The organism is Pseudomonas sp. AP19 (assembly GCF_001728855.1).
GTDB lineage: Bacteria > Pseudomonadota > Gammaproteobacteria > Pseudomonadales > Pseudomonadaceae > Aquipseudomonas > Aquipseudomonas fluorescens.
This window is the reverse complement of the sequence record NZ_LXJP01000045.1, coordinates 30,987-54,954: the sequence shown is the minus strand read 5'-3', so window position 1 is coordinate 54,954 and position 23,968 is coordinate 30,987. Positions and strand designations below refer to the sequence as shown.

26 protein-coding genes are annotated in these 23,968 nt (G+C 61.4%); 16 read left to right on the top strand and 10 right to left on the bottom strand.

All coding sequences use genetic code 11. The features are described from left to right. Window positions 1-304 precede the first annotated feature (304 nt). Window positions 305-1,078 (top strand): transporter substrate-binding domain-containing protein, encoded by a 774-nt coding sequence (locus A7D21_RS25350; protein ID WP_069552956.1) that lies wholly within the window; start codon window positions 305-307, stop codon window positions 1,076-1,078. 50 nt (window positions 1,079-1,128) lie between these two features. Then, window positions 1,129-1,965: a cache domain-containing protein gene (locus A7D21_RS25345; protein WP_069552955.1), complete on the top strand. Its 837-nt coding sequence runs from the start codon at window positions 1,129-1,131 to the stop codon at window positions 1,963-1,965. Window positions 1,966-2,028: 63 nt separating this feature from the next. On the opposite strand, the gene A7D21_RS25340 is transcribed toward A7D21_RS25345, so the two are convergent. Further along, window positions 2,029-3,546 carry an MDR family MFS transporter gene (locus A7D21_RS25340; protein WP_069552954.1) on the bottom strand — a complete coding sequence of 506 codons (1,518 nt, stop codon included), beginning with the start codon at window positions 3,544-3,546 and terminating at the stop codon, window positions 2,029-2,031. Between the two features lie 66 nt (window positions 3,547-3,612). Next, window positions 3,613-4,806, bottom strand: coding sequence for a 4-hydroxybenzoate 3-monooxygenase (pobA, locus tag A7D21_RS25335; protein ID WP_069552953.1), 1,194 nt, complete (start codon window positions 4,804-4,806; stop codon window positions 3,613-3,615). A gap of 180 nt (window positions 4,807-4,986) precedes the next feature. Here pobA and A7D21_RS25330 point away from each other — a divergent pair, with 180 nt between their 5' ends. Further along, window positions 4,987-5,853 (top strand): helix-turn-helix domain-containing protein, encoded by an 867-nt coding sequence (locus A7D21_RS25330; protein ID WP_053254994.1) that lies wholly within the window; start codon window positions 4,987-4,989, stop codon window positions 5,851-5,853. Window position 5,854: 1 nt separating this feature from the next. On the opposite strand, the gene A7D21_RS35910 is transcribed toward A7D21_RS25330, so the two are convergent. Continuing rightward, complete coding sequence (locus tag A7D21_RS35910; RefSeq protein ID WP_167422750.1) at window positions 5,855-6,031, bottom strand: hypothetical protein; 177 nt, start codon at window positions 6,029-6,031, stop codon at window positions 5,855-5,857. Between the two features lie 98 nt (window positions 6,032-6,129). Continuing rightward, window positions 6,130-7,035 carry a LysR family transcriptional regulator gene (locus tag A7D21_RS25325; protein ID WP_053254993.1) on the bottom strand — a complete coding sequence of 302 codons (906 nt, stop codon included), beginning with the start codon at window positions 7,033-7,035 and terminating at the stop codon, window positions 6,130-6,132. Between the two features lie 104 nt (window positions 7,036-7,139). Here A7D21_RS25325 and A7D21_RS25320 point away from each other — a divergent pair, with 104 nt between their 5' ends. Together A7D21_RS25320 and A7D21_RS25315 are read left to right on the top strand one after the other, a co-directional pair. After that, window positions 7,140-8,006, top strand: coding sequence for an MBL fold metallo-hydrolase (locus tag A7D21_RS25320; RefSeq protein ID WP_069552952.1), 867 nt, complete (start codon window positions 7,140-7,142; stop codon window positions 8,004-8,006). Between the two features lie 34 nt (window positions 8,007-8,040). Next, entirely contained in the window at window positions 8,041-8,655 is a 615-nt protein-coding gene (locus tag A7D21_RS25315) for an NAD(P)-dependent oxidoreductase (protein ID WP_069552951.1), read from the top strand. Window positions 8,656-8,770: 115 nt separating this feature from the next. Here the strand turns inward: A7D21_RS25315 and A7D21_RS25310 are convergent, their stop codons facing one another. After that, on the bottom strand, window positions 8,771-9,649 hold the full coding sequence (locus A7D21_RS25310) for a LysR substrate-binding domain-containing protein (protein WP_069552950.1): 879 nt from the start codon (window positions 9,647-9,649) through the stop codon (window positions 8,771-8,773). A 110-nt stretch (window positions 9,650-9,759) separates the two neighbouring features. On the opposite strand from A7D21_RS25310, the gene A7D21_RS25305 reads away from it, so the two are divergent. The 4 genes from A7D21_RS25305 to A7D21_RS25290 all read left to right on the top strand — a co-directional run bounded on the left by A7D21_RS25305 (window position 9,760) and on the right by A7D21_RS25290 (window position 15,298). Beyond that, complete coding sequence (locus A7D21_RS25305; protein WP_069552949.1) at window positions 9,760-11,385, top strand: 5-guanidino-2-oxopentanoate decarboxylase; 1,626 nt, start codon at window positions 9,760-9,762, stop codon at window positions 11,383-11,385. Next, window positions 11,382-12,824, top strand: coding sequence for an aldehyde dehydrogenase family protein (locus A7D21_RS25300; RefSeq protein ID WP_069552948.1), 1,443 nt, complete (start codon window positions 11,382-11,384; stop codon window positions 12,822-12,824). The genes A7D21_RS25305 and A7D21_RS25300 overlap by 4 nt, the downstream gene beginning before the upstream one ends. A gap of 213 nt (window positions 12,825-13,037) precedes the next feature. Next, window positions 13,038-14,225 (top strand): cyanate transporter, encoded by a 1,188-nt coding sequence (locus A7D21_RS25295; protein ID WP_069552947.1) that lies wholly within the window; start codon window positions 13,038-13,040, stop codon window positions 14,223-14,225. Between the two features lie 137 nt (window positions 14,226-14,362). Next, window positions 14,363-15,298 (top strand): LysR family transcriptional regulator, encoded by a 936-nt coding sequence (locus tag A7D21_RS25290; RefSeq protein ID WP_069552946.1) that lies wholly within the window; start codon window positions 14,363-14,365, stop codon window positions 15,296-15,298. A 3-nt stretch (window positions 15,299-15,301) separates the two neighbouring features. On the opposite strand, the gene A7D21_RS25285 is transcribed toward A7D21_RS25290, so the two are convergent. The 3 genes from A7D21_RS25285 to A7D21_RS25275 all read right to left on the bottom strand — a co-directional run bounded on the left by A7D21_RS25285 (window position 15,302) and on the right by A7D21_RS25275 (window position 17,884). Further along, entirely contained in the window at window positions 15,302-15,664 is a 363-nt protein-coding gene (locus A7D21_RS25285) for a 5-carboxymethyl-2-hydroxymuconate Delta-isomerase (protein WP_053254985.1), read from the bottom strand. A 70-nt stretch (window positions 15,665-15,734) separates the two neighbouring features. Continuing rightward, window positions 15,735-16,922 (bottom strand): low temperature requirement protein A, encoded by a 1,188-nt coding sequence (locus tag A7D21_RS25280; RefSeq protein ID WP_069552945.1) that lies wholly within the window; start codon window positions 16,920-16,922, stop codon window positions 15,735-15,737. A gap of 26 nt (window positions 16,923-16,948) precedes the next feature. Further along, window positions 16,949-17,884, bottom strand: a complete 936-nt coding sequence (locus A7D21_RS25275; RefSeq protein WP_053254983.1) for a LysR substrate-binding domain-containing protein — start codon at window positions 17,882-17,884, stop codon at window positions 16,949-16,951. Between the two features lie 129 nt (window positions 17,885-18,013). On the opposite strand from A7D21_RS25275, the gene A7D21_RS25270 reads away from it, so the two are divergent. Further along, window positions 18,014-18,193 carry a hypothetical protein gene (locus tag A7D21_RS25270; protein ID WP_053254982.1) on the top strand — a complete coding sequence of 60 codons (180 nt, stop codon included), beginning with the start codon at window positions 18,014-18,016 and terminating at the stop codon, window positions 18,191-18,193. Between the two features lie 52 nt (window positions 18,194-18,245). Further along, window positions 18,246-18,638: a VOC family protein gene (locus A7D21_RS25265; RefSeq protein ID WP_053254981.1), complete on the top strand. Its 393-nt coding sequence runs from the start codon at window positions 18,246-18,248 to the stop codon at window positions 18,636-18,638. A 120-nt stretch (window positions 18,639-18,758) separates the two neighbouring features. Here the strand turns inward: A7D21_RS25265 and A7D21_RS35905 are convergent, their stop codons facing one another. Continuing rightward, window positions 18,759-18,905 (bottom strand): hypothetical protein, encoded by a 147-nt coding sequence (locus A7D21_RS35905; protein WP_167422749.1) that lies wholly within the window; start codon window positions 18,903-18,905, stop codon window positions 18,759-18,761. A 197-nt stretch (window positions 18,906-19,102) separates the two neighbouring features. Here A7D21_RS35905 and A7D21_RS25260 point away from each other — a divergent pair, with 197 nt between their 5' ends. Together A7D21_RS25260 and A7D21_RS25255 are read left to right on the top strand one after the other, a co-directional pair. Then, window positions 19,103-20,407, top strand: a complete 1,305-nt coding sequence (locus A7D21_RS25260) for an MFS transporter (RefSeq protein ID WP_069552944.1) — start codon at window positions 19,103-19,105, stop codon at window positions 20,405-20,407. Continuing rightward, entirely contained in the window at window positions 20,407-21,165 is a 759-nt protein-coding gene (locus A7D21_RS25255; RefSeq protein WP_069552943.1) for a substrate-binding domain-containing protein, read from the top strand. Before A7D21_RS25260 ends, A7D21_RS25255 begins: the two co-directional genes overlap by 1 nt. Here the strand turns inward: A7D21_RS25255 and A7D21_RS25250 are convergent. Beyond that, window positions 21,157-22,059, bottom strand: a complete 903-nt coding sequence (locus A7D21_RS25250) for a LysR family transcriptional regulator (protein ID WP_053254978.1) — start codon at window positions 22,057-22,059, stop codon at window positions 21,157-21,159. The genes A7D21_RS25255 and A7D21_RS25250 overlap by 9 nt on opposite strands. Before the next feature lie 342 nt (window positions 22,060-22,401). Between A7D21_RS25250 and A7D21_RS25245 the strand changes: the two genes are divergently transcribed. The 3 genes from A7D21_RS25245 (at window position 22,402) to A7D21_RS25235 (ending at window position 23,958) form a co-directional block, all read left to right on the top strand. Next, the gene (locus tag A7D21_RS25245) at window positions 22,402-22,683 is read left to right on the top strand and encodes a type II toxin-antitoxin system ParD family antitoxin (RefSeq protein WP_069552942.1); all 282 of its coding nucleotides are present in this window, start codon (window positions 22,402-22,404) and stop codon (window positions 22,681-22,683) included. Further along, entirely contained in the window at window positions 22,680-23,018 is a 339-nt protein-coding gene (locus A7D21_RS25240) for a type II toxin-antitoxin system RelE/ParE family toxin (RefSeq protein ID WP_069552941.1), read from the top strand. The genes A7D21_RS25245 and A7D21_RS25240 overlap by 4 nt, the downstream gene beginning before the upstream one ends. 112 nt (window positions 23,019-23,130) lie before the next feature. Next, a complete protein-coding gene (locus tag A7D21_RS25235; RefSeq protein ID WP_371859232.1) occupies window positions 23,131-23,958 on the top strand; it encodes a hypothetical protein in 828 nt (275 codons plus the stop codon). Window positions 23,959-23,968 lie beyond the last annotated feature (10 nt).

Here is a 23,968-nt window from a genome sequence, read left to right as displayed (position 1 = left end):
GCGTGCGTGTCGGCAGTGGAACAGGGCCCAGAAAGCCAGTTCGGAAGGTAACGCCTCGACATCGGCCGGACGACTCGGCGCAAAGGCGCCAGGCAGTGTCGCGGGGTGAGTGTCGGGGCCATCGTCCATGCGTCAATCACTGTGAGCTAGAGGCCCGGCAGCGTCACACGCCTGGATAGGCGGTTAAATTCAGGGTTGATGGAGTTTGGTTGCAGGCTGGCTAAACATTCCGTGGCCCTTGCTACCTTGTCGCCCAGCTGGAAATAATGACCGCCCCGATCATGCCCCCCAAGGACCCGACCGCATGAAAGCTTTTCTAGCCCTGTGCGCACTCGCGAGTGTCGCCACCGCGGCCCTGGCCGACACCCCTACCTCGCGCCTCGACGACGTGCTGCAGCGCGGCACACTCACGGTGTGCACCACCGGTGACTACAAGCCCTACACGTCACTGCGCGCCGACGGCCGTTATGAAGGCATCGACATTGCCATGGCCGAATCCCTGGCCAAGAGCCTCAACGCCAACATCCAGTGGGTGCCCACCACCTGGAAAACCCTGATGCCGGACTTCCTGGCACAGCGCTGCGACATCGCCGTGGGCGGCATTTCGGTGTCCCTTGAGCGCCAGAAGAAAGCGTTCTTCAGCCAAGCCCTCGGCGTCGACGGCAAGATCCCGCTGGTGCGCTGCGCCGATGTGCAGCGTTACCAGACCGTCGAGCAGATCAACCAGCCGCAGGTGCGTGTGATTGAACCGGCAGGCGGCACCAATGAGGTGTTTGCCCGTGCGCATCTGGGCCAGGCGCAAATCCGCCTGCACGATAACGTGACGATCTTCGACGAGCTGCTGGCCGGCAAGGCCGACGTGATGATCACCGACGCCAGCGAGGCGCGCTTCCAGCAGAAGCTCAAGCCCGGGCTGTGCGCGGTCAACCCCGAACGGCAAATGCAGTACAGCGAAAAAGCCTTCCTGCTGCCCCGCGATGATGTGGCGTGGAAAAGCTATGTCGACCAGTGGCTGCATTTGAGCGTGGCCACCGGGGTGTACGACGGCATCGTCAATCAGTGGCTGGCGGCGCCCTGAGTCGAAGCCGTCTACGCTGTTGTCACACCAACAATAATGAGGGATGGGGAATGAAGGGACTCTTGCGAATCACCTGGCTGCTGCTGTTGTGTTTCAGCCAGGTGCACGCGGCGACTCAGGCTGAGGACGCCCGGGCCGCCAAGGCCCTGCTGGAAAAGGCCTTGGCTTATTACCAGAGCAACGGTGACAAGGCGTTCGCCGCGTTCAGCCGTCAGGGCGAGTTTGTCGACCATGACCGCTATGTGTTCGTGGTCGATACCCAGGGTGTACTGCTGGCCAGCGGTGGGCCATCCTCCGTCCTGATCGGCCGTGATGTGTCCGAGCAACTCGGGCCGGACCTGCAAGCCTCGTTCAAACAGGCATTGGCGGTCCCCGAGGGTCAGGGCATCCAACAGGCCGACTACCGCTGGCAGAACTGGAACGATGGCAAGGTTGAGAAAAAACACGTGTTCTATCAACGCGTGGGCGCACGCATCCTGGCGGTGGGTTACTACCTGCCCCGGGCCACACCGGAACAGGCACGGGCGTTGCGCGACAAGACGGTAAAGGCACTGGTCAAGGATGAAGCCGCGACGCTCAAGGCGATCAACTCATTGCAGGGTGGGTTCCTGCAGGATGACTTGTATGTGTTTGTGGTCGACCTGAATACCGGGCGCTACGTGGCGCATGGCACTAACCTGCGGCTGGTCAATACTGACTTCGGCAAGATCAAGGACCCCGACGGCAAGCCGGTGGGTGAGCCGATCCTCAAGATAATGGCTGAGCAGGACCAGGGTGAGTACACGTACCGCTGGAAAAACCCGGTGACCGACAAGGTCGAGAACAAGCACGCTTACCTGCGCAAGGTCGGGCATTTCATGGTGGCGGTCGGGTATTACAGCCCCTGATCGGCATTGGAAGGCGATTGACCGTGGGTGCCGGCGAGCCAGCGCCCACTGCCGTTGTATCCGTTACCTGGCGTTGTCTTCGCGGCCGCGCAGCAGCCGGTTCGGCATAGCAAGCGCTGCCGCCAACCCCAACAGCGACACCGCCGCACTCACCATCAACAAATGCCGGAACGTCACTGCCAATTCACCGCGCAGCGCATCTTGCGCTGGGCCTGGGGCGGCGTTCAGGCCGTCGAGCAGCACATTGCCGGAACTGCCTTCGGCCACCCACGCACCGCTGGCCAAATGCGCAAAACTCGAATCCTGCAACAACGCCAGCAACAGCGCCGACATGCAGGCCACGCCCACTGCCCCGCCCAACGAGCGGAACAGGTTGGTGGTACTGGTGGCGACGCCGATATCGCGCTGCTCCACCGAATTCTGCGTCCCGACCAACGACGTCGGAAACTGCATACCGGCAGCAATCCCGCACAACAGCATAAACACCGCCGTCAGCCCAACGGCCTGCGGCGCACTGTAGGCCATGCCGAGAATCGCTAAAGGACTCAACAGCGCCCCGGTGAGGATCATCGGTTTATAGCGCCCGGTCACCGAGGTCATCCGCCCGGCGAAATAAGCGCCCATCGGCAACCCCATGGCCAACGGCAACAGGTGCAACGCGGCACTGTCGGCACCGGAGCCGGTCACCGTCTGATAACGCAAAGGCATCAACACTGTCAGGGAAATCGCCTGGAAGCTGGTGAAGAAAATCGTGCACCAGCACAGCACCGCGCTGCGGTTGGCGAACAAGTGCATCGGCAACAACGGCTCGCGCGCACGGCGTTCGTGCCAGACAAACACGCTGAGCGCCACCAGTGCGCACACCAGCAGGCCCAGCACTTGCTGGTCACGCCAATGATGGCCCTGGCCGATTTCAGTGATGCCCAGCAACAAAGCCGTCAGGCCAATGATCATCAGCACGGTGCCCAGGTAATCAATAACCGGCTTACGCTGCGGCACCGGCAGCCCCACCAGGGTGCGATGGGCCACGTACCAGGCACCCGCCCCCAGCGGCAGGTTGATCAAAAACACCCAGCGCCACGACAGGTACTCGGTCATATACCCGCCCAGCACCGGCCCGGCCACACTGGCCACCGCGTACATGCTGCTGAAGTAGCCTTGATAACGGCCGCGCTCACGGGGTGGAATGATGTCGCCGATGATCGCCTGGCTGACCGAAATCATGCCGCCGGCGCCAACCCCCTGGAGAATTCGCGCCAGCACCAGTTGCTCCATGCTCTGCGCCATGCCGCAGAACAATGACGCCAGGGTGAACACGCCCATGCCGATCAGCATCATCGGGCGACGCCCGTACAAATCCCCCAGTTTGCCGTAGATCGGCACTGCCACCGTCATCGCCACCATGTAACCGGAGATCACCCAGGCCAGCAGGTTGACGTCATGAAACTGCGCGGAGATGGCCGGCATGGACACGGCCACAATGGTCTGGTCGAGGGCGCCGAGAAAGATCGCCATCATCAAGGCGACAAGCACGCTGCGCACGGCGGGCACGGGTTGAGCAGGCTGATTGAGATTGGTCACGGCATAACCTTCGAGCAGGGCCCGCTGGAAAAGGCTGCCAGCGGGAATGCTCGATACGATAGCAGGCTACTCGATAGCTTCGTAAGGAAGCCCGACGTAATTTTCTGCGATGGTTTTGCGGCCCGCCTCGGAGCTGATGAAATACGCAAGCTCGCTCTCGGCAATGCGCTGGCTGAACCCGTCGGCCTCCGGAAACTGGTGCAACATCGAAGTCATCCACCAGGAAAACCGTTCGGCTTTCCATACGCGGCGCAAGCAGATCGCTGAGTACTGTTCCAGCAGGTCCACCCGCCCCTCGCGATAGACCTTGAGCAAGATCCGAAACAGCGTACTCACGTCGCTGGCCGCCAGGTTCAAGCCCTTGGCCCCGGTGGGCGGCACGATATGCGCGGCGTCCCCCAGCAGGAACAGGCGCCCGTATTGCATCGGCTCGACCACAAAGCTGCGCAGCGGCGCGATGCTCTTCTCGATGGATGGCCCGGTGACCAGTTGGGCCGCCAGTGCACTGGGCAAACGGGTTTTCAGCTCATCCCAGAAGCGCTGATCCGACCATTCATCCAGCGCTTCTTCAACCGGCACTTGCAGGTAATAGCGGCTGCGGGTCGGCGAGCGCATGCTGCACAGGGCAAAGCCACGCGCATGTTTGGCGTACACCAGTTCGTCATGCACCGGCGGTGTGTCGGCGAGGACGCCCAGCCAACCGAAGGGATAGACGCGCTCGAAGACCTTCAACGACTGCGCCGGAATCGACTGCCGCGCCACACCGTGAAAACCATCACAGCCTGCGATGTAGTCGCACTCCAGGCGACAAGCTTCACCCTGGTGCTCGAAGGTCAGCCAGGGTCGATCAGTTTTGTGACCATGAGGCTGCACGTTCTGCGTTTCGTATAGAGTGATGCCACCCGCCGCTTCTCGGGCGGCCATCAAGTCACGGGTGACTTCGGTCTGGCCGTAGATCATCACCGACTGGCCGCCGGTGAGCGCCTTGAGGTCGATGTGGGTGAGTTCGCCATTGAGTGCCAGTTCGAAACCGTCATGCACAAGGCCCTCGGCGTCCATGCGTCGGCTGACGCCCGCTTCGCGCAGCAGGTCGACCATGCCTTGCTCCAGCACCCCGGCACGGATGCGGCCTTGCACGTAGTCGGCGCTCTGGCGCTCTAGAATCAGGGTCTGGATACCCGCGTTGTGCAGTAACTGGCCGAGCAGTAATCCGGAGGGACCGGCGCCAATAATGGCGACTTGGGTTTTTAGCGTTTTCATTATTTTTATGGCTCGCAAGCTTCACCCGAACGGATCAAGTGAAAGAGTTGTCATTGGTGTTATGGCTGACATTTTTCACTTGAGCGGGCAGCATAAGAAGGTGAAAACTGCGACAAAGCCTGCGCTTTTTACCAATTGGGGCGATTACCGCACCACTATCCTGAGTATCGGATTGAAACCATGACCAAAACCGCGATTCCGGTCTTCAAGCTGTACGGGGAAAGCCAGCAATGGCCGACGCCCGATTTGTTGCACTGCGAAACCATCTCCCGACGGAGTCGGGATTACCAGTGGGAAATCCAGCCCCACCGGCACGCGGATCTGTGCCAATTGTTGTACGTACACAAAGGCCAGGCACAGTTGGAAATCGAGGGCCAGCGCACCACGCTGAGCGAATCGACCTTGCAGGTGCTGCCGCCCCTGTGTGTGCATGGGTTTCGGTTTTCCGAGGATGTGGAAGGTTACGTGGTAACCCTCGCGGCGCCGCTGGTCAGCCACTTGCAGGCACAACTGGGTGCAACGGTGGAGGGTTTGCAGGTGTTGGGCAATTACCCGGCCGGCAACGACAGCGACTACCTCAACAGCCTGTTCACCCGCTTGCAGGGCGAATACGCGGATGAGCAGCCGGCGCGCGACATGATGATGCACGCACTGGTCAGCGTGCTGCTGGTATGGATCAGCCGCCAGGCTATCCAGCGCCACCACCCGCGAGCACCGCGTGGGCGTGAATATTTCCGGCGCTTTACCCAATTGGTCGAACAACACTACCGCGAACACCCGAAGATCGAGGACCTGGCCCACAAGCTGGGCATCTCGGTCTCACACCTGAACGGCACGTGTCGGGAGTTGGGCGGGCAGCCGGCGTTGCAGATCATGCATGACCGCCAGCTATTGGAAGCCAAGCGCCTGCTGACCTACACCAGCATGACGATCAATGAGATGTCAGAGGTGTTGGGGTTCTCCGACCCGACCAACTTCTCACGGTTGTTCCGCCGCCGGGTCGGCTTTTCACCCAAGGCATTTCGCGAGCAATTGAAGGCTGAGTAGCCTACCGGAGCGCGCTGAAACTGCCGGTGCGCGGCACGCACAGGTCCTGATGGCAGCTGATCGCAAAGGTCGGCTGCATACGGGTCTGTTCAACCTGGTAAGCGGCGGTGCCGTACAGCGCAGTGGCCAGCACGCACAGGATGAAAATCATCAGGTACTTTCTGATTTTTAGAGTCATGGCACACCTCTGAATGAATCGACTCGGTGCTGTTTAAAGCATAGGTCAGTCAGGGCGAGTTGCCATTATTGCACGCTATTCGAGATGTTTATGTCGGATCAGAGCCCAATGTCCCATACAGGCTCTTGCGGAAACCTGAGCACCAGAAAATCCAGCAGGCTGCGCAACGCCAACGGCATATGTTTTCGTGAAGCATAGACCGCGTAAATGTGCATTTGCTGCGGCTCGGCCTCGGGCAGCAAACGCACGAGTTCGCCTCGGCGGATATAGTCCCCGGCCTGGTAACTGGGAAGCCGCGCCACCCCTGCTCCCGCCAATGTCACCCGCAACAGCGTACTGGCCTCGTTGGCGCTGATACTGCCCTGCACCGCCACCGACACCGGCTCGCCGTTCTCGGTGAAGTGCCAAAGACTCTTGCCGAAGTAGGAGTGGGTCAGGCAATTGTGCTCCGCCAGGTCGCGCACTTGCCGAGGCTGCGGATGCTCCAGCAGGTAACCGGGCGATGCACAGATCACCGAGCGACACAGGGTGAGCTTGCGGGCAATGAGGTTGGGGTCCAGCTCAAAGCTGGTGCGGATGGCCAAGTCGATGCGCTCATCCACCAGGTTCACGGTGCGGTCGAGCATCTGCATATCGATACTGACCAACGGGTACAGCTTGACGTACTCAACCACCGCAGCCGCCAACTGCGCCTGGCCAAACGAGCTGCTGACACTCAGCCTCAACTGCCCGCGAGGCGCTTCGTCCGACTCACTGACCGCCGCTTGCATGTCATTGCACAGCTCGAGCATCTGGCGGCAGCGCGGCAGCATTTCGGCACCGGCGGCGGTAAGGCTGAGCTTTCGAGTGGTGCGATGCATCAGGCGCGCGCCGACCCAATCCTCAAGCTCGGCGAGAAACCGCGACACCACCGGGCGCGACAGGTCCAGATGATCAGCTGCGGCCGACTGGCTCCCCAAGTCGACTACCGTTACAAACACTCGCATTGCCTGGAGACGGTCCATGATTTGCCCGATTTCAGAAACAAACTATGTCCAATCATGGCATTTTTTGTGACGTTTAGTGCAACTATGCTGTGTGCACTACCTAACGCTTGCTGGAGCTGCACATGATCTCGACGCTCAAACGATTGACCACCGCGATGGCCGCTCTGGCATTCGCCGCCCACGCCGCTGCCGCCGACCTGAAGCTGGACGCGTACAACCCCGGAACCTCGGCAATGATGCCGGTCAGCTCGGTGCTGGTCAGTGGCGAACACGACGTCATCCTGGTGAACGCGCAATTCGGCAAAACCCAAGCCGAGCAGCTTGTGACAAAGATCCGCGCCAGCGGCAAACACCTGACCACCATCTACGTCAGCGATGGCGACCCGGATTTCTACTTCGGCCTCGACACCCTGACCGCCGCATTCCCCGATGCCAAAGTGCTGGCCTCGCAGCCGGTGGTGGACCACATCAAGGCCACCGCTGAACACAAACTCGCGTTCTGGGGGCCGAAACTGGGCGCCGACAAGCCAACCAAAGCGATCATCCCGCAAGTGTTGCAGGGCCATACGCTGACCCTCGAAGGCAAGACGCTTGAAGTGATCGGCCTGGACGGCCCGCAACCGGACCGCACGTTTGTGTGGATTCCGTCGATCAAGGCGGTCGTCGGGGGCGTTGTAGTGTTTGAGAACACACACGTGTGGATGGCCGACACGCAAACGGCGAAGTCGCACACTGACTGGTTGGCGACCTTGCAACGCATCGAAGACCTGAAACCCACCACAGTGATTCCGGGCCACTACCTGGGCACACCGACGGTGCAGTCGGTAGCGTTTACGGCGGGCTACATCAAGGCGTTCGATGAAGAAACCGCCAAGGCCAAGGACTCGACCGCGCTGATTGCCGCCATGAAAAAGCGTTACCCGAACCTTGAGGACGAGAGCAGCCTGGAACTGAGTGCCAAAGTCGCCAAGGGCGAAATGAAGTGGTGAATGGTTTTAACCCTTTAACGAACTGGAGAACCTCATGAGCAAGATTGCAATCATTGGTGCCACCGGCCGTGCCGGCAGCCAACTGCTGGAAGAAGCGTTGCGCCGTGGGCACACCGTCACCGCCCTCGCCCGTAATACCGACAAACTGGCCGCCCGTCCGGGTGTCACCGTTAAACAAGTCGATGCCCTGGATGCCCAAGCCTTGCAACAGGCCATCAGCGGCAACGACGTGGTGATCAGTGCAGCGCACTTCGCCACCCTGCCGGCCAGTGCCGTGATCGGCCCGGTGAAGCAAGCCGGTGTGAAACGCCTGCTGGTGGTGGGCGGTGCCGGTTCGCTGCTGTTGCCAGGCGGCAGCCGTGTGATCGACAGCCCGGGCTTCCCGGCAGAGTACAAGGCCGAAGCCAGCGCAGGGGCTGAGTTTCTTGCAGCGCTGCGCGAGGAAAAGGCACTGGATTGGAGCTTCCTGTCGCCGTCGGCAGAGTTCGTAGAAACCGAGCGCACCGGGAAATTCCGCCTCGGTCAGGATGATTTGCTGGTGAGTAGCGACGGCCGTAGCTGGATCAGCTTTGCCGACTACGCCATCGCGCTGATCGACGAAGTGGAAACACCGAAGCACTCGCGCCAGCGTTTCACGGTCGGCTACTGACCGAGCACGGTCAACACGATGGGAGCGGGCTTGCTCGCGAAGGCGTTGGTTCAGTTAGAGCATCGTTGACTGACACATCGCTTTCACGAGCAAGCCCGCTCTCACCTTTGGATCTTCAGTGCCAAGACTGTTGTGCCTGGCTCACCAACCAATCCATCAGTGCCTCCAACCCAGGCGACGGTTCAGTCCCCGGCGGATACACCAGGTAATAGCCCATCCCCGTCGGCACGCGCAGTTCAAACGGCGTCGCCAAGCGCCCGGCCTTCACATCCTCGCCAATCAACGCACTGTCGCCAATCGCCACCCCGGACCCTTGGGAGGCCACGGTCATTGCCAAATCCAATGTCTCAAAATGATGCCCCTGGGCCAGGTTGCTCAAGCGCGTATTGGCCGCTTTCAACCACAACGCCCAATCCCGCTCATCCCGTGTGGGGTGCAGCAACACCTGTTGTTGCAGGTCCGCTGGCACACGCAGGCCGGCCAGTAATACGGGGGCGCACACCGGCGTGAGTTGCTCATCAAACAAGTGCCGCGCCTCGCTCGACTGCTCGGCGATGGGCGCATAGATCACGGCCGCGTCGAATTGCTCGCGGCGAAAGTCCACGGTGTAAGCCACGGTGGTGGTGAGTTCCACCGGCACTTCCGGGCGTTCCTTTTGCCACTGCATCAAGCGCGGCAGCAGCCAGCGCATCACGCAGGTCGAGGCCTTGAGTTGCAGGGTCTCGCGGCGGCGGCCGATTTGCTCCACGGCATCGTCGATCAGGCCGAACACCTGCTGCGCGCGCAACGACCACTCGCGGCCTTCTTCGGTGAGGCTCAAGCCCCGCGCCTGGCGCTGGAACAACGCGTAGCCCAAATGGCGTTCCAACCCGGCGACCTGCCGGCTCACCGCACCTTGGGTGATGTGCAGGTGCTCAGCGGCGCGGGTGAAGTTGCAGCACTGGGCCGTGACCCAGAAGGTGTGCAACGCGGGCAGCGGCGGAAGGCGTTTCATCGGGTTCAGCCATGACGTAGGGACATGGCTAGTATGACTTTTTATCGATTGTTGCCGCTACCGGCCAACCGGTCCAATACCGCCTCGAATCCATCACAAGAGCGACACGTATGGCCACCTGCGGCGAAGTATTGGTCAACCTCCTGGAACGCTACGGCGTGGACCAGGTGTTCGGCATCCCCGGCGTGCACACCGTGGAGCTGTATCGCGGCCTGGCGCGCTCACGCATCCGTCACGTCACCCCGCGCCACGAGCAGGGCGCGGGGTTTATGGCCGACGGGTACGCGCGCACCAGCGGCAAGCCAGGGGTGTGTTTCATCATCACCGGGCCGGGCATGACCAACATCACCACCGCCATGGGCCAGGCCTACGCCGACTCGATCCCCATGCTGGTGATTTCCAGCGTGCAGTCGCGCAACCAATTGGGCGGCGGACGCGGCAAGTTGCACGAGCTGCCGAACCAGGGCGCGATGATCGCCGGCGTCGCCGCGTTTTCCCATACGTTGATGTCGGCAGCAGAGTTGCCTGGCGTGCTGGCCCGCGCGTTTGCGCTGTTCCAGGCCGGTCGACCGCGCCCGGTGCATATCGAGATTCCACTGGATGTGCTGGTCGAAAACGCCGATGCACTGCTCGCCAGTGCACCGGTCAGTGTCGCGCGCGCCGGTGCGGCGCCGCCGGCGGTCAAGCAGATGAGCCAGTTGCTTGCGGCCGCCAAACGCCCGTTGATCCTCGCCGGTGGCGGCGCCATCGATGCCGCCGCACCCCTGATGCGCCTGGCCGAAACCCTCGGCGCACCGGTAGCCCTGACCATCAATGCCAAGGGCATGCTGCCGTCCACACACCCCTTGCTGCTCGGCTCGACCCAAACGCTGGTCGCCACACGCGCCCTGGTCGCCGAAGCCGATGTGGTGCTGGCCATCGGCACGGAGCTGGCGGAAACCGACTATGACGTGACCTTCGCCGGCGGCTTCGAGCTTCCAGGTTTACTGCTGCGGGTCGACATCGACCCCGACCAGACCGTGCGCAATTACCCGCCTCACGTCGCGCTGGTAGCCGATGCGCAACTAGCCGCCGAAGCCTTGCTGGCGGAACTGAGCACCACGCCACTGCCGGCTCGCCACGGCGATTGGGGCACTCAGCGCGTCGCTCGTTTGTGGGCCGAATTGACGCCCACCTGGGACGCCGCCACGCGCGCGCAAACCCTGTTCCTCGACACCGTCCTGCAGGCACTGCCCGACGCCGTGCTGGTGGGCGATTCCACCCAACCGGTGTACAGCGGCAACCTGACCCTGAACCTCGACCACCCACGCCGCTGGTTCAACTCGTCCACCGGCTACGGCACCTTGGGGTACGCCCTGCCCGCCGCCATCGGCGCCTGGCTGGGGCGCGGCGACGGGCAGCCGGTGGTGTGCCTGATCGGCGACGGCGGCCTGCAATTCACCCTGCCGGAACTGGCCAGCGCCGTGGAAGCGCGCGTGCCGGTGATCGTGTTGCTGTGGAATAACCAGGGTTACGAGGAGATCAAGAAATACATGCTCAACCGCTCCATTGAGCCGGTCGGCGTGGACATCTACACCCCGGATTTCATCGGCGTGGCCACGGCCTTGGGCTGCGTGGCCGAAAGCATCCAGGGCATCGAGCAACTGCGCACGGCCTTGCGCGCCGCCGCCGATCGCCAGGGGCCGACACTGATTGAAATCGACCAGGCGCTCTGGATGAAGGCGGTAGCGGTATGAGCCCAGTAGTGAACGGGGTGTTTATCGGCGGTGAATGGCGTGCGGGCCATGATGTGCTGGAGGTGATCAACCCGGCCACCGAGGCGACGCTGGCCCGCGTCAGCGTCGGTGATGCAAGCGCCGTGAGCCAAGCGGTCGGCGCGGCCAGTGCGGCGTTCATCGACTGGTCGAAAAGCACCGGCCGTGAGCGTGGCGCGCTGCTGCGCGAGGTCGCCCGGGGCGTGAGCGCGCAACGCGAACATTTGATGCAATTGCAATCGAGCAACAACGGCAAGCCTCTGTTTGAAGCGGGCATGGATGTGGATGACGTGGTCGCCACCTTCGACTACTACGCCGGCATCGCCGAACAGTTGGACGCCGGGCAAGACCGCCCGGTGGCACTGCCCGCCGATGATTTCAGCGCGCGCCTGCGCCGAGAACCGTGCGGCGTGGTGGGGCTGATCGTGCCGTGGAATTTCCCGATGGTCACCACCGCCTGGAAACTCGCCCCGGCGCTGGCTGCCGGCTGCTGCGTGGTGCTCAAGCCGTCGGAAGTCACGCCGCTGGCGGAGCTGCATCTGGCGCGGATTATCGCTGAGGCCGGGTTCCCGGCCGGGGTGTTCAATCTGGTCTGCGGCACCGGCTTGGCCGTCGGTGCACCGCTGGCAGCGGACCCTCGCGTCGCGAAGATTTCCTTCACCGGCAGTAACGCCGTGGGCGTGCAGGTGATGCAACGCGCCGCTGAAACCATCAAGGGCGTCAGCCTGGAATTGGGAGGCAAATCTTCATTGCTGGTATTGGCCGATGCCGACCTCGACCTGGCCGTGGAACTGGCCTGTGGCGGCGGCTTTTTCAACGCCGGGCAGATGTGTTCCGCCACCAGCCGCGTGCTGGTAGCGGACAGCCTCGCGGATCAATTCCTGCAGCGGTTGCAGACGCGGGCTGAAGGCATTCGTGTGGCGGAGCCGTTTGCCGACGAGGTGGAAATGGGCGCGTTGATTAACCGTGCGCAGTATCAGCGGGTGTTGGGGCACATCCAACGCGGCATTCACGATGGCGCGCGGTTGTTGTGTGGCGGTGATCGCCCGGCGCACCTGGCGAAGGGCTATTTCATTCGCCCGACGGTATTCACCGATGTGCCATTGGACAGTGCCTTGTGGAACGAAGAGATCTTCGGCCCGGTGCTGTGTGTACGCCGTTTTGCCTCGGTGGACGAGGCCATCGCGTTGGCCAACGACAGCGATTTCGGCCTGGTGGCCAGTGTGGTGAGCAACCATGCCGAAACCGCCGACCGCGTGGCCAACGCCTTGCAGGCCGGGCTGGTATGGATCAACGCGCCGCAGGTAATCTTCCCGCAGGCGGCATGGGGCGGTTACAAGCAGAGCAGCATCGGCCGCGAGTTGGGGCCGTGGGGGCTGGCGGCGTTTCAGGAGATCAAGCATGTGATTCGCGCCCACTAACGACGAACGTCCCCTGTGGGAGCGGGCTTGCTCGCGAAAGCGGTGTGTCAGTCACAGATTCATTGCCTGATCCACCGCATTCGCGGGCAAGCCCACATTTTGATTCGCGGTGCATCAGTCACCTGCAATTTTTAGATAGCCCCAACGACTTTCTGATTTGCCCCCTTCCCCCCTGCGTGGCCTGATTCGCCCTTGTCTATTCAAGGCCCGCCCATGGAAAACGTTCACGCAAAACCCGCTACCGCCGTCTGGCTGATGATCAGCGTTGTACTGGTCGCCCTTAACCTGCGCCCGTCGATGGCTGCCATTGGCCCACTGTTGTCGTCGATTCGCACTGATGTGCCGTTAACGTTCAGCAACGCGGCGTTGTTGACCATGCTGCCGGTCATGGCCATGGGCCTGGCGATGTTCTTTGGCATGGGCCTGGCCAAGCGTTTTGGCGAACACCGCAGCATGATGATATCGCTGGCAGTCATTGGTCTTGCCACACTCTCACGGCTGTTTCTGGATTCGGCGCTGGCGCTGATCGTCAGCGCAATGGCGGCCGGCGTGGGCATTGCGATGATCCAGGCGGTGATGCCGGCGCTGATCAAGTCGCGGTTCAGCCATAACGTTTCGCTGTTCATGGGCCTGTACGTCACCGCCATCATGGGCGGCGCGGCGCTGGCGGCGTCGTTCTCGCCATTCGTGCAAGTGCAGACCGGCAGCTGGCGCATCGGCCTGGCGATCTGGGCGGCACTGGCGATATTGGCGTTGGTGTTCTGGTACGCGCAGCGCTCGGCCATGCCAGCGCTGCCCCAAGGCGGTTCCGGCCCACAGGAGTCGTTTCTCGGCAACCGCCGCGCCTGGTTGCTGGCGGTCTTCTTCGGCCTCGGTACTGCGTCCTACACCTGCGTACTGGCGTGGCTGGCGCCGTACTACGTGGAGCAAGGCTGGAGCGAACAGAACGCCGGTTTGCTGCTGGGGTTCTTGACCGCGATGGAAGTGGTGTCCGGTCTGCTCACTCCGGTCATCGCCAACCGCCGCCAGGACAAACGCGCGGTGGTGGCGGTGCTGCTGGTGCTGATCATCACAGGGTTCTGCGGCCTGATCCTGAGCCCGCAACACCTCAGCCTGTTGTGGCCATGCCTGCTGGGGCTGGGCATTGGCGGCCTGTTTCCGATGAGCCTGATCCTGTCCCTCGACCACCTCGATAACCCTCGACGCGCCGGCGGCCTGACCGCCTTTGTGCAAGGCGTCGGTTACCTGATTGCCGGCCTGTCACCGCTTATCGCCGGGATGATCCGCGACCAGTTGGGCAGCTTCGAATGGGCCTGGTGGTCACTGACCGCCGTGATCGTGGTGATGCTGTTGATCGTCACGCAGTTCAACCCAAAGCATTACGCGCAACATATCCGCTGACGTCGTGTTGCGAACATTTTTTGTCCCAAGCCAAACATAGAAACGACCTACAGCACTTTCTATTGGCACGACCGTTCCGTTAAGCTTTTGCCTTTGTCGCGCGCTGCCTCAGTGCCAAGGCTTACCGGACGGAATGGATGCTAAACAGTAATTTGCTCAGAAAGCTCGATATGCAGGACTTGATGGTGTTTATCGCCGTCTACGACCAGAGCAGCGTTACCGAAGTGTCTGAAACGTTGTTCGTCAGCCAGTCCACCGTGAGCTACAGCCTGAAGAAACTGCGCACCAGTTTTGAAGATGAGCTGTTTATCAACACCCGGGCGGGCATGCGCCCTACGTACAAAGCCACCACCATGTACGGGCATGTGCAGAAGATCCTGGAAAGCATCAACCTGTGCCATGCCGGTGGCCAAGCCTTCGACCCGACGCAGCAGGCCGTGACCTTCAATGTGTGCGCCCCTGAGTACTTCGAACAGTTGATCCTGCCGCGCCTGTTGAAGAACTTCGACCGCGCCGACCTGCCGGTAATCGTCAACGTGCAAAAGCTGGAAACCGAGATCCCCGCCGATGACCTGCGCGAAGGCCGCCTCGACCTGGTGCTGTGCTTCGGCCCGCACTTTCACCGCGCCCATAAAGACTTCAAGACCCAGATGCTGCTGGAAGACGACCTGGTGTGCGTGTTCGATAAACGCTCGGCACCGCGCGAGCCGACGTTCAGCCTGCAAGCGTTTGTCGAGCGGCGCCATGTGTTCCCCACACCGTGGACATCCGACACCAACATGATTGACGGCTGGCTTACACGCCAGGCCCACAAGCGCCAGGTCATCGCCCGGGCCAACAGCTACAGCGCGGCCTTGAAGATGATCACCGGCACTGACTTCATCGTTACCCTGCCGCGCCGCATACAAAAACTGCTGGCCCCGGCCACGCTGTTCGGGCATTGCGAAGCGCCCAACGGTTTACCGGGGTTCACACTGGACATGCAGTGGAACGAAACCAGTGAGCAGGACAGCGCCAACACATGGTTTCGCGAACAGGTGGTGAAGGTGTGTGCGGACCAGGGCTTGCTGTAACCCTTAGCCGATCGCGACCTTGCTATAGGAATCGCGATCGATGTCCAGCACTTCAACACTGAGTTGAAGCTGCACATTCGCCGGCCATTCACCCAGGTCCTGCAAGGCCGCCAACAGGCTTTGCGACAACTGCTGCTTGACCTGCGGTGACCGCCCGCTGAGCATCGACAGCGTCACCGCGATAAAACCGCGCGGGTTGATTGACGTGCCAACCTGGAAACTCTCGACCTTCACCGCGCGGCTTTTGATATCGAACTCGGAACCGAACTGCCCGGATGCCATCAGTACGTTGTTGAGCCTCAACAGCGTCTTCTCGACGGCCAAGCCTGTGAGGTTGGCGGTGTATTCCAGGTGCAGATGCGGCATGAAAAGCTCCGAATTGTTGTAGGAAAAGAGTCATACGTATAGCACGCAGCCGAGCGCAATCGGAGCGCTTTCACTGTAAAACTTCGCCCAGGCTGCGCAGCGAACGGTTTTCCCAAACCGCTACGATCACCAATACCGCGGTGGTCAGCGCCCCCAGCGCCAACGCTGAAAACACCTGCGATAACCCCAGCAGCAATAGCACCAGCAACATCAGCAACCCGCCCAGGTGAGAAAACGGCGGCAACGGCCGGTCACTCATCACCCACTTGAACAGCGCGCTGCCCAACAGAAACACGCCGGGGCCGGCGATTATCGCCATGACACCCGCCTGGCTGGCATGCCCCGGATGCACCAGCACCAATTCGTCGGCCACGGCACTGACAATGATCCCGGCAACGATCAATAGGTGCAGGTAGGTGTAGGCAATGCGTGCCTGGCGACCCGGGTCGGCGGAGCTGGCGATACGGTGATGGGCGCGCTCGGCACCGCTGTCGAAATAGATCCACCACAGGGCAATACTGCCCACCACCGCCACCAGAAATGCGCCCAGGCCTTCCAGGCTCCAGGGCAATTGCGCGAAGGTGGCGCCGGTCACCAGCAATGATTCGCCGAGGGCGATAATCACAAACAGGCCGCACCGTTCGGCCATGTGATTGCCTTCCACATTCCAGTCCGCCAGCGTCGAACGCCCGAGCCCCGGCACCCAGAAATACACGGACGGCGAGACCAGCTCAATCAACAGCGCCAACGCCCAGAACGCCAGGCGCTGCTCGCCTTCGAACAGCGCGCCGGTGATCCAGAACACCCCGGAACAGAGCATCCACGCCAGGATCCGCTGGAAATTGCGGGTCATGTTCAGTGACTCGCCGCGCACGGCCCACAACGCAAACAGCGTGCGGCCGACTTGCATAAAGACGTAGGCACCGGCGAACAGCACACCTCGGTCGGTAAATGCCTTGGGAATCGACGAGGACAACAGCAGGCCGGCCACCATCAAGCCGAACAGGCCGATGCGAATCGGGATTTTCTCCGGGTCGAGCCAGTTGGTGACCCATGAGGTGAAGATCCACACCCACCAGACCGCGACCATCATCAACGCCACTTGCACCGCACCGCCGAGGGTCAGATGCGCCAGCAACGAATGGGACAGTTGGGTCACGGCAAACACGAACACCAGGTCGAAACACAGCTCGACCATACCCACCTTGCCGCTGTCATGGCTGCCACGTCCGCGCAGCAAGGAACGGGATAGGGTCATCGGAGGCTCTCCCTGAAGGGCTTATCTCAAGATTTTGGCGCCAGCACCGGCAGCCTGTCGCGCTCGCTCATAAATGCCTCCAGCCTTGAACGCATCCAGCGTTCCGCCGGGTCGGTGTCGACATGGCTGAGCCAAACCATGGACAAGTCCAGGGTCGGCGTTTCGAACGGAAAGGGCTCGCAGAACAGATTGCCGCCGGCCGCCATGGCCTGGGCGGTGTAGTCCGGCAGGCTGGCGATCATGTCGGTGCCGGCGAGCAACGCCGGCAGCGCGCTGTACTGCGGCACGGACAACACCACATGCCGCTTGCGACCAATCTCGGCCAGCCACTCATCGGCAAACCCGGACACGTTGGCGGTATGGGACACCAGCACATGCGGGCGGGCGCAATATTCGTCGAGGGTCAGCGGTTTGTCCGAGGCGTCGGCGCGTAACAGGCAGGGACGAATATGCCGCAGCAGTTTTCGTTTGGCATTTGCCGGCAGGCCGCGTGTCTGGGTGATGCCGACAGTGATATCGCCTGAAGCCAGCAGGTCGGGGATCCGCCAGTAATCCACATGCTGGACCACAAACACCACCAGCGGCGCTTCCTGGCGCAGGGCCCGCAGCAAGGGCGGCAGCAGGCCGAACTCAACGTCATCGGACAGGCCGATGCGGAAGGTCATGGTGCTCTGGGTTGGGTCAAAGTCGTGGGTCAGGCTCAAGGCCGATGACAGGGAATCGAGGGCCGGTGACAGGTGCTGGATGATCTCTTCGGCACGGGCAGTGGGCTCCATGCGGTGACCAACGCGAATAAACAGCGGGTCATTGAATAGGGTACGCAAACGGTTGAGGGCCGAACTGATAGTGGGCTGGCCGAGAAACAGCTTCTCCGCCACCCGCGTCACATTGCGCTCGAGCATCAGTGCTTCGAAGACCACCATCAGATTGATGTCGGCCTTGCGTAATTCGTTGCGATTCATCGGCGCCTGCCCCTTTCCCCAAGACAAGCCGCAGTTTAGAAAGGCCAGGGGGCTGCGTCTATGTGCACACTGTTCATTGGGCGGCTTTGGCGCTATAAATCAGCGTTTGAAGGTCACAGGAACACGCGCGTGCTGGTGATTCTCGCCTTGGCCATTGGCGTGGCCGGGTACTGCCTCTGGGCTGTCAGGTTGCTCGCACACCCCACGGCGAGGACGTTGCTGCGCGTGTTTATCGGCCTGTGCCTGGCCGCAGTGGTGGCCTATTGGGTACTGGCGCTGGGCTTTCCGGTTTCTTTGTTGGTTTCATAAGCCGATGCCGGCCTTTTAATACGCCGGTTCACTGAGCAAGGACTGCTGAATCATGAAATTCGCCTACACCATCATCTACGTGCCGGACGTGGCTGCCTCACTGGCATTCTTCGAAAAGGCTTTCGGTTTCAGTCGCCGTTTCCTGCATGAATCGGGCACCTATGGCGAACTGGAAACCGGCGACACCACCCTCTCGTTTGCCGCCCATGCACTGGGCGAACTGAATTTCGACGGCGGGCACATAGAGGCGCATGCCTCCAGGAAGCCACTGGGCATGGAGGTGGGGTTCGTCACCGAAGATGTGTTCATCGCACACGCCAAGGCGCTGGCACACGGCGCGAAAGAGCTGTCGCCACCGAGCACCAAGCCTTGGGGGCAAGTGGTCTCCTATGTGCGCTGCCCGGACGGAACGCTGGTGGAGTTGTGCACCCCCATCGTGGGCTGAACACACATCCAATCTGGGTGGGTTGGCGAAGGCGGCGTGCCAGTCATCGGTTGTATTGACTGACCCACCGCCTTTGCAAGCAAGCCCGCGCCCACCCTTGCACTGAGTACCAGGTGCTTGTCAGGGTTTCAGCGGGCGCTCCTGATCCCGCTCGGAAAGCTCGTGCCCGTCATCTGGATGCTTCCAGGTCTGCGGTTTCTCTTGCTCATGCTGACGCGCGGGTTGCTCACGCTCCGACTCATCCTGGCGCTTCTGTTCGTTAGCCATTGCCACCTCCCATCCGTAAGAATTGGTCACGCCTTAAGCATAGAACAGGGTGTGGATTTTTGACGCGACTGGCGATTGATAGCCCTGACGCATCAATGCATCCAAATTACTCACTTATCATTTCTAAATGTGTCAGCCACTATCCGCGGTCTTAAGCGAAACAAGCACTTTAAAAAGAACGCTGGAGACACAAAACCATGACTAGCCCTTCCCGGCCCGACTCTGTCCGCTCGAAAGTTGGTGCGGTATTCCGCGTTACTTCGGGCAACTTCCTCGAACAGTTTGACTTCTTTCTGTTCGGTTTCTACGCCACCTATATCGCTGCCGCGTTCTTCCCCGCCGCCAATGAGTTTGCGTCATTAATGATGACCTTCGCCGTCTTCGGTGCAGGCTTCCTGATGCGTCCACTGGGCGCGATCATTTTGGGTGCCTACATCGACGACGTGGGTCGCCGCAAAGGCTTGATCGTGACACTGTCGATCATGGCCAGCGGGACCTTGCTGATCGTGCTGGTGCCGAGTTATCAAACCATCGGTCTGTGGGCACCCTTGCTGGTGTTGGTGGGCCGCTTGCTGCAAGGCTTCTCTGCGGGTGCAGAGCTGGGGGGTGTATCGGTTTACCTCTCCGAAATGGCCACGCCGGGCCGCAAAGGCTTCTACACCAGCTGGCAATCAGGCAGCCAACAGATCTCCATCGTGGTCGCCGCCGCATTGGGCTATGGCCTGAACGTCTGGATGCAACCGGCCGTGGTGGCCGATTGGGGCTGGCGCATTCCGTTCGCCATCGGCTGCGTGATCATCCCGTTCATCTTCGTGCTGCGTCGTAACCTGCAGGAAACCGAAGAGTTCGCCAACCGCAAACATCGCCCGACCATGCGCGAAGTGATGGCCACTCTGGTGAAAAACTGGACCATGGTCATCGGCGGCATGCTGATGGTGGCCATGACCACCACCGCGTTCTACCTGATCACCGTGTATGCGCCGACCTTCGGCAAAACCGTGCTGCAACTGAGCACCTCCGATGCACTGCTGGTGACGTTGCTGGTCGCGGTGTCGAACTTTGTCTGGCTGCCGATCGGCGGCACCCTGAGCGACCGCTTCGGTCGCAAGCCGGTGCTGTTGGCGATGACCGCCCTGACCGTTATCACCGCGTACCCGGCGCTGTCGTTCGTGGTCAACGCGCCAAGCTTCGCGCATATGCTGGAAACCCTGCTGTGGTTCTCGTTCCTGTACGGCATGTACAACGGCGCGATGATTCCGGCCCTGACCGAAATCATGCCGGTGGAAGTGCGCGTGGCGGGCTTCTCCCTGGCCTATAGCCTGGCGACGGCGATCTTTGGTGGTTTCACCCCGGCGATCTCCACCTGGTTCATTCACATCACCGGAGACAAGGCTTCGCCGGCCTACTGGATGATGTTTGCCGCACTGTGCGCCTTGTGCTCGACCCTCGCGTTGTACCGTCGCGCCAACCCCCGTGGGCAAGTGATGCAGGGGGCTGTGTAATGAAGCCATTATTCAACACCCTGACCGCCCTGGCCCTCAGCGCCCTGGCGCTGACGGCACACGCCGAACAACTCAAAGTGATGACCTCCGGTGGCTTCACCGCCGCGTATAAATTGCTCGGCCCGCAATACGCCCAGCAAAGCGGTGACACCCTGGACACCATCCTCGGCCCGTCAATGGGCAAGGCGCCGGAAGCGATTCCCAACCGCCTGGCCCGTGGCGAACATGCCGACGTGGTGATCATGGTCGGGTATGCCCTGGATGACTTGATCAAACAGGGCAAGGTCGACCCCGCGTCCCGCGTCGAACTGGCGGACTCGCGGATTGGCCTGGTGGTGAAGGAAGGCGCAGCCAAGCCTGCAATCGGCACCGATTCCGAGTTGAAAGCGGTGCTGAGCAAGGCCAAGTCCGTGGCGTACTCGGACAGCGCCAGCGGTGTGTATGTCGAGAAGGAGCTGTTCAAAAAGCTCGGCATGCAGGCCAAAGGCACGATGATCGAACGCCTCCCGGTGGCCGAACAGGTGGCCAAGGGTGATTACGAAGTGGGCTTGCAGCAGGTGGCGGAATTGTTGCCGGTGCCGGGCGTGACCTTCGTCGGCAAGATCCCGGAAAACGTGCAGTCGGTGACGCGCTTTGCCGCCGGCATTCCGGTCAACGCCGAGCACCCGGCCCAGGCCAAGGCATTGCTGCGCTACCTGGCCTCGCCCGAGGCGCAACCGGTGGTGCAATCCACCGGCCTGGACTCGGTATCACACTGACCGGAACGGCATCTCCCGCACCAACCGTTCCAACTCCAGCGCCGCTGGCGGCAAGGTCCGCCCGCGGCGTTTTATCAAGCCCACATGGCGCATCACCTGCGGCTCGACCAGCGGCACACTCACCAGGATGGGGTGGGTGCCCGACGGCATCGCAATCGACGGCACCATTGCCACGCCCAACCCCGCCTCCACCAGCCCGATCATCGTGGTCACGTGGTGGGTCTCGCAAATACTTGGCTTTTTCACGCGCACACCCCGCAAGGCCTGGTCCAGCAGAAAGCGGTTGCCCGAGGTTTTGTCCACGGTGATGTAGTCGTGCTCGTAAGCCTCGGTCCAGGTCACGCTCGTGCGCTCGGCCAACGGATGATCACGGCGACAGGCCAGCACATAGCGCTCCTGAAACAGCAGCTCGAACTCGACCTCGTCGGCCAGGCTGCCACTGAAACTCACGCCGAAATCTGCCTCGCCACTTTCCACCGCGTGGCACACCTCACCGGCACTGGCGTCCAGCACCCGCAGGCGAATCTTCGGGTACAGCTTGTGGTATTCGGAGATTACGTGGGGCATGAAGTAGTAAGCGGTGGATGGCACACAGGCGATGGTGACGTTACCCATGCGCGTAGACGCGACGTTACTGATGCCCATCAAGGCGATATCAAGGTCGTCGAGTATGCGCTCCACCTGGGGCAGGAACGCTCGCCCGACCATGGTCAGGCTGACCCGCCGCGTGGTGCGTTCGAACAACTTTACATCGAGGGCGGACTCCAGCTTTTCGATACGCCGGCTGAGGGCCGGTTGTGAGATACGGATGGCCTCGGCGGCCCCCCGAAAACTGCCCTTGTCCACCACGGCGCGGAAAGCTTGGAGGTCGTTGAGGTCGAAGTTGATGTTCACGGGAAGGCCAGTGTGGTCGATTTGAGGGGCATTATCGTATGCGCGGTGATGGGGCGCCATGCGTGACGGGGCCAGGGTGGATTAATAACCCTGCTAAAAATATGAAGTCATACATATCAGTGGGTTATTCGCGCGCTGGCGCCACGCAGTCAGCAAAAAGCGTCAATACTTTCGAGCTGACCTACTCAACGGGAGACAAAGACGCTCATGGAAACCCGCCAGACCACACCTTCTTTTTGGAACGACGACGCGACGCCACTGAGCGACATCGGTCAGTGCCTTCTTGCAACACGCCAATGGTCCAGCAGGATTGAATCCGACTCAACCCCTGCGCACGTCGACATGCGCTCAACCCAGCAAATGAGCATTACGGTGCCACTCGAGATGGCCGCCCTGGTCAAAGCCAAGGTGGCTGCCGGTGAATACGCGACCGAGAGTGAAGTCATCCGCGACGGCCTGAGGGTCCTGCTGGCACGTGACCGCGCGATGGCGGACGGGTTGCGCGACCAGGTGATTCCAGCGGCCGCCGCGCTCACGGCCGCCCCTGGCCGGGCACTGTCCGCCGAGCAGGTTCGCGAACACCTGGCGGCCAACCGTCAGCGAAAAAGTACCGAAAAACCGTGAGTCATTCGCTAGCCTTTGCGCCTGAGGCGTTAGCCCAGCTTGACGCCCTCGAGGGCGACATCAGCGAAACCGAATCCCCCGTCGTAGCGGCGCGCTTTGTTGACAACATCATCAGCTACTGCGCAAGCCTTTGCGTGTTTCCCTTGCGCGGCCCCCGTCGTGACGACCTGCTACCCACGTTGTGCATCACCCATTACCGACACACCACGGCCATTGCGTTCAGGGTGGCCGCCGAAACGCCTACGGTGTCGATCCTCGGCCTGCCTTTCGGTGGCCAGGACTATGCCGCGCGGTTCCACAATCACGGCGAACACGCGCCCTCGGCAGATGCGTGAGACGCCCAGCGACGCTGAGCGACAGCTTGATCAATAAACAAGGAAGATAAACATGACTGACACCGGATCCCTGCATCAATTTCTGCGCTGGGGGCTAAGTCTGATCGGCTTGATGGGTATGGCAACCCTGGGCTTTTTCGCCTGGCAAAGCTTCTATCCCGTCAGCGCAGCGCCGGGCTGGAGTGTTCAAACCGTGCACACCGATGTACCCAAAGCCGCCTCGCTGATGCCTATGCTTGACGGCTCGCTGATGATCAGCCAGGAACTCAACGATGCGAAAGGCAGCATCGTGCGTATCCACCCCGACGGGCAGCGCGAAGTGGTGGTCGGCAGCCTGTCCAAACCTGACGGCATGTTCGCAACCCACGGCGGCTGGGTGTTCAGCCAGGAGACCGGCGATGCGCCCGTCAGTTTTCTCAAGGAGGGTGTCGTCACGGAGCTGTTCAGGGGTGAAAACGTTCAAGGCCTGTGGGTCGAGGGTGACGATCTCTACGCCATCGAAGACCGCAAGGACAACGGCCGGCTATTGCGTTATCGCTGGAGCGACCAATCCCTGACCGTCGTGCGTGACCAACTGCACGAAGGCGAATCCATTACGCGTTGCACCGACGGCCGAATGCTCTACACGGAAAAGAAAAAAGGCGTGGTACGTGAGCTGACCGACGACGGCAGCGACCCTGTGGTGTTGGCGGGCCTGAACAAACCGACGTTTTTGATGTGCGATGAACGCGGGCTGTGGGTCAATGAAGACTCGACGCATCGGGCAAGGTTGCTGCTGATCGACAAACAGGGACAGCAACAGACGGTGCTGTCGTTCTTGAAGGCGCCGCAGTCGATTGTGCGCACGGGGGACGGTACTTATTTACTGGCCGAAGGGGGTCGTAACCGAGTATTGAAACTGGTGAGCACGTCGCTGGCAGTGGCCAGCGACGGCCTGTAAAGCACTAGCG

Bases quoted from the DNA above. Each gene is read 5' to 3' on its own strand.
- A7D21_RS25290 (WP_069552946.1), top strand. From the start codon at position 14,363: ATGCTAAACAGTAATTTGCTCAGAAAGCTCGATATGCAGGACTTGATG.
- A7D21_RS25325 (WP_053254993.1), bottom strand. From the start codon at position 7,035: ATGGACCGTCTCCAGGCAATGCGAGTGTTTGTAACGGTAGTCGACTTG.
- A7D21_RS25320 (WP_069552952.1), top strand. From the start codon at position 7,140: ATGATCTCGACGCTCAAACGATTGACCACCGCGATGGCCGCTCTGGCA.
- A7D21_RS25265 (WP_053254981.1), top strand. From the start codon at position 18,246: ATGAAATTCGCCTACACCATCATCTACGTGCCGGACGTGGCTGCCTCA.
- A7D21_RS35905 (WP_167422749.1), bottom strand. From the start codon at position 18,905: ATGGCTAACGAACAGAAGCGCCAGGATGAGTCGGAGCGTGAGCAACCC.
- A7D21_RS25300 (WP_069552948.1), top strand. From the start codon at position 11,382: ATGAGCCCAGTAGTGAACGGGGTGTTTATCGGCGGTGAATGGCGTGCG.
- A7D21_RS25285 (WP_053254985.1), bottom strand. From the start codon at position 15,664: ATGCCGCATCTGCACCTGGAATACACCGCCAACCTCACAGGCTTGGCC.
- A7D21_RS25310 (WP_069552950.1), bottom strand. From the start codon at position 9,649: ATGAAACGCCTTCCGCCGCTGCCCGCGTTGCACACCTTCTGGGTCACG.
- A7D21_RS25245 (WP_069552942.1), top strand. From the start codon at position 22,402: ATGCGCTCAACCCAGCAAATGAGCATTACGGTGCCACTCGAGATGGCC.
- A7D21_RS25305 (WP_069552949.1), top strand. From the start codon at position 9,760: ATGGCCACCTGCGGCGAAGTATTGGTCAACCTCCTGGAACGCTACGGC.
- A7D21_RS35910 (WP_167422750.1), bottom strand. From the start codon at position 6,031: ATGACTCTAAAAATCAGAAAGTACCTGATGATTTTCATCCTGTGCGTG.
- A7D21_RS25235 (WP_371859232.1), top strand. From the start codon at position 23,131: ATGGGTATGGCAACCCTGGGCTTTTTCGCCTGGCAAAGCTTCTATCCC.
- A7D21_RS25345 (WP_069552955.1), top strand. From the start codon at position 1,129: ATGAAGGGACTCTTGCGAATCACCTGGCTGCTGCTGTTGTGTTTCAGC.
- A7D21_RS25330 (WP_053254994.1), top strand. From the start codon at position 4,987: ATGACCAAAACCGCGATTCCGGTCTTCAAGCTGTACGGGGAAAGCCAG.
- A7D21_RS25280 (WP_069552945.1), bottom strand. From the start codon at position 16,922: ATGACCCTATCCCGTTCCTTGCTGCGCGGACGTGGCAGCCATGACAGC.
- A7D21_RS25260 (WP_069552944.1), top strand. From the start codon at position 19,103: ATGACTAGCCCTTCCCGGCCCGACTCTGTCCGCTCGAAAGTTGGTGCG.
- A7D21_RS25275 (WP_053254983.1), bottom strand. From the start codon at position 17,884: ATGAATCGCAACGAATTACGCAAGGCCGACATCAATCTGATGGTGGTC.
- A7D21_RS25295 (WP_069552947.1), top strand. From the start codon at position 13,038: ATGGAAAACGTTCACGCAAAACCCGCTACCGCCGTCTGGCTGATGATC.
- A7D21_RS25350 (WP_069552956.1), top strand. From the start codon at position 305: ATGAAAGCTTTTCTAGCCCTGTGCGCACTCGCGAGTGTCGCCACCGCG.
- A7D21_RS25255 (WP_069552943.1), top strand. From the start codon at position 20,407: ATGAAGCCATTATTCAACACCCTGACCGCCCTGGCCCTCAGCGCCCTG.
- pobA (WP_069552953.1), bottom strand. From the start codon at position 4,806: ATGAAAACGCTAAAAACCCAAGTCGCCATTATTGGCGCCGGTCCCTCC.
- A7D21_RS25315 (WP_069552951.1), top strand. From the start codon at position 8,041: ATGAGCAAGATTGCAATCATTGGTGCCACCGGCCGTGCCGGCAGCCAA.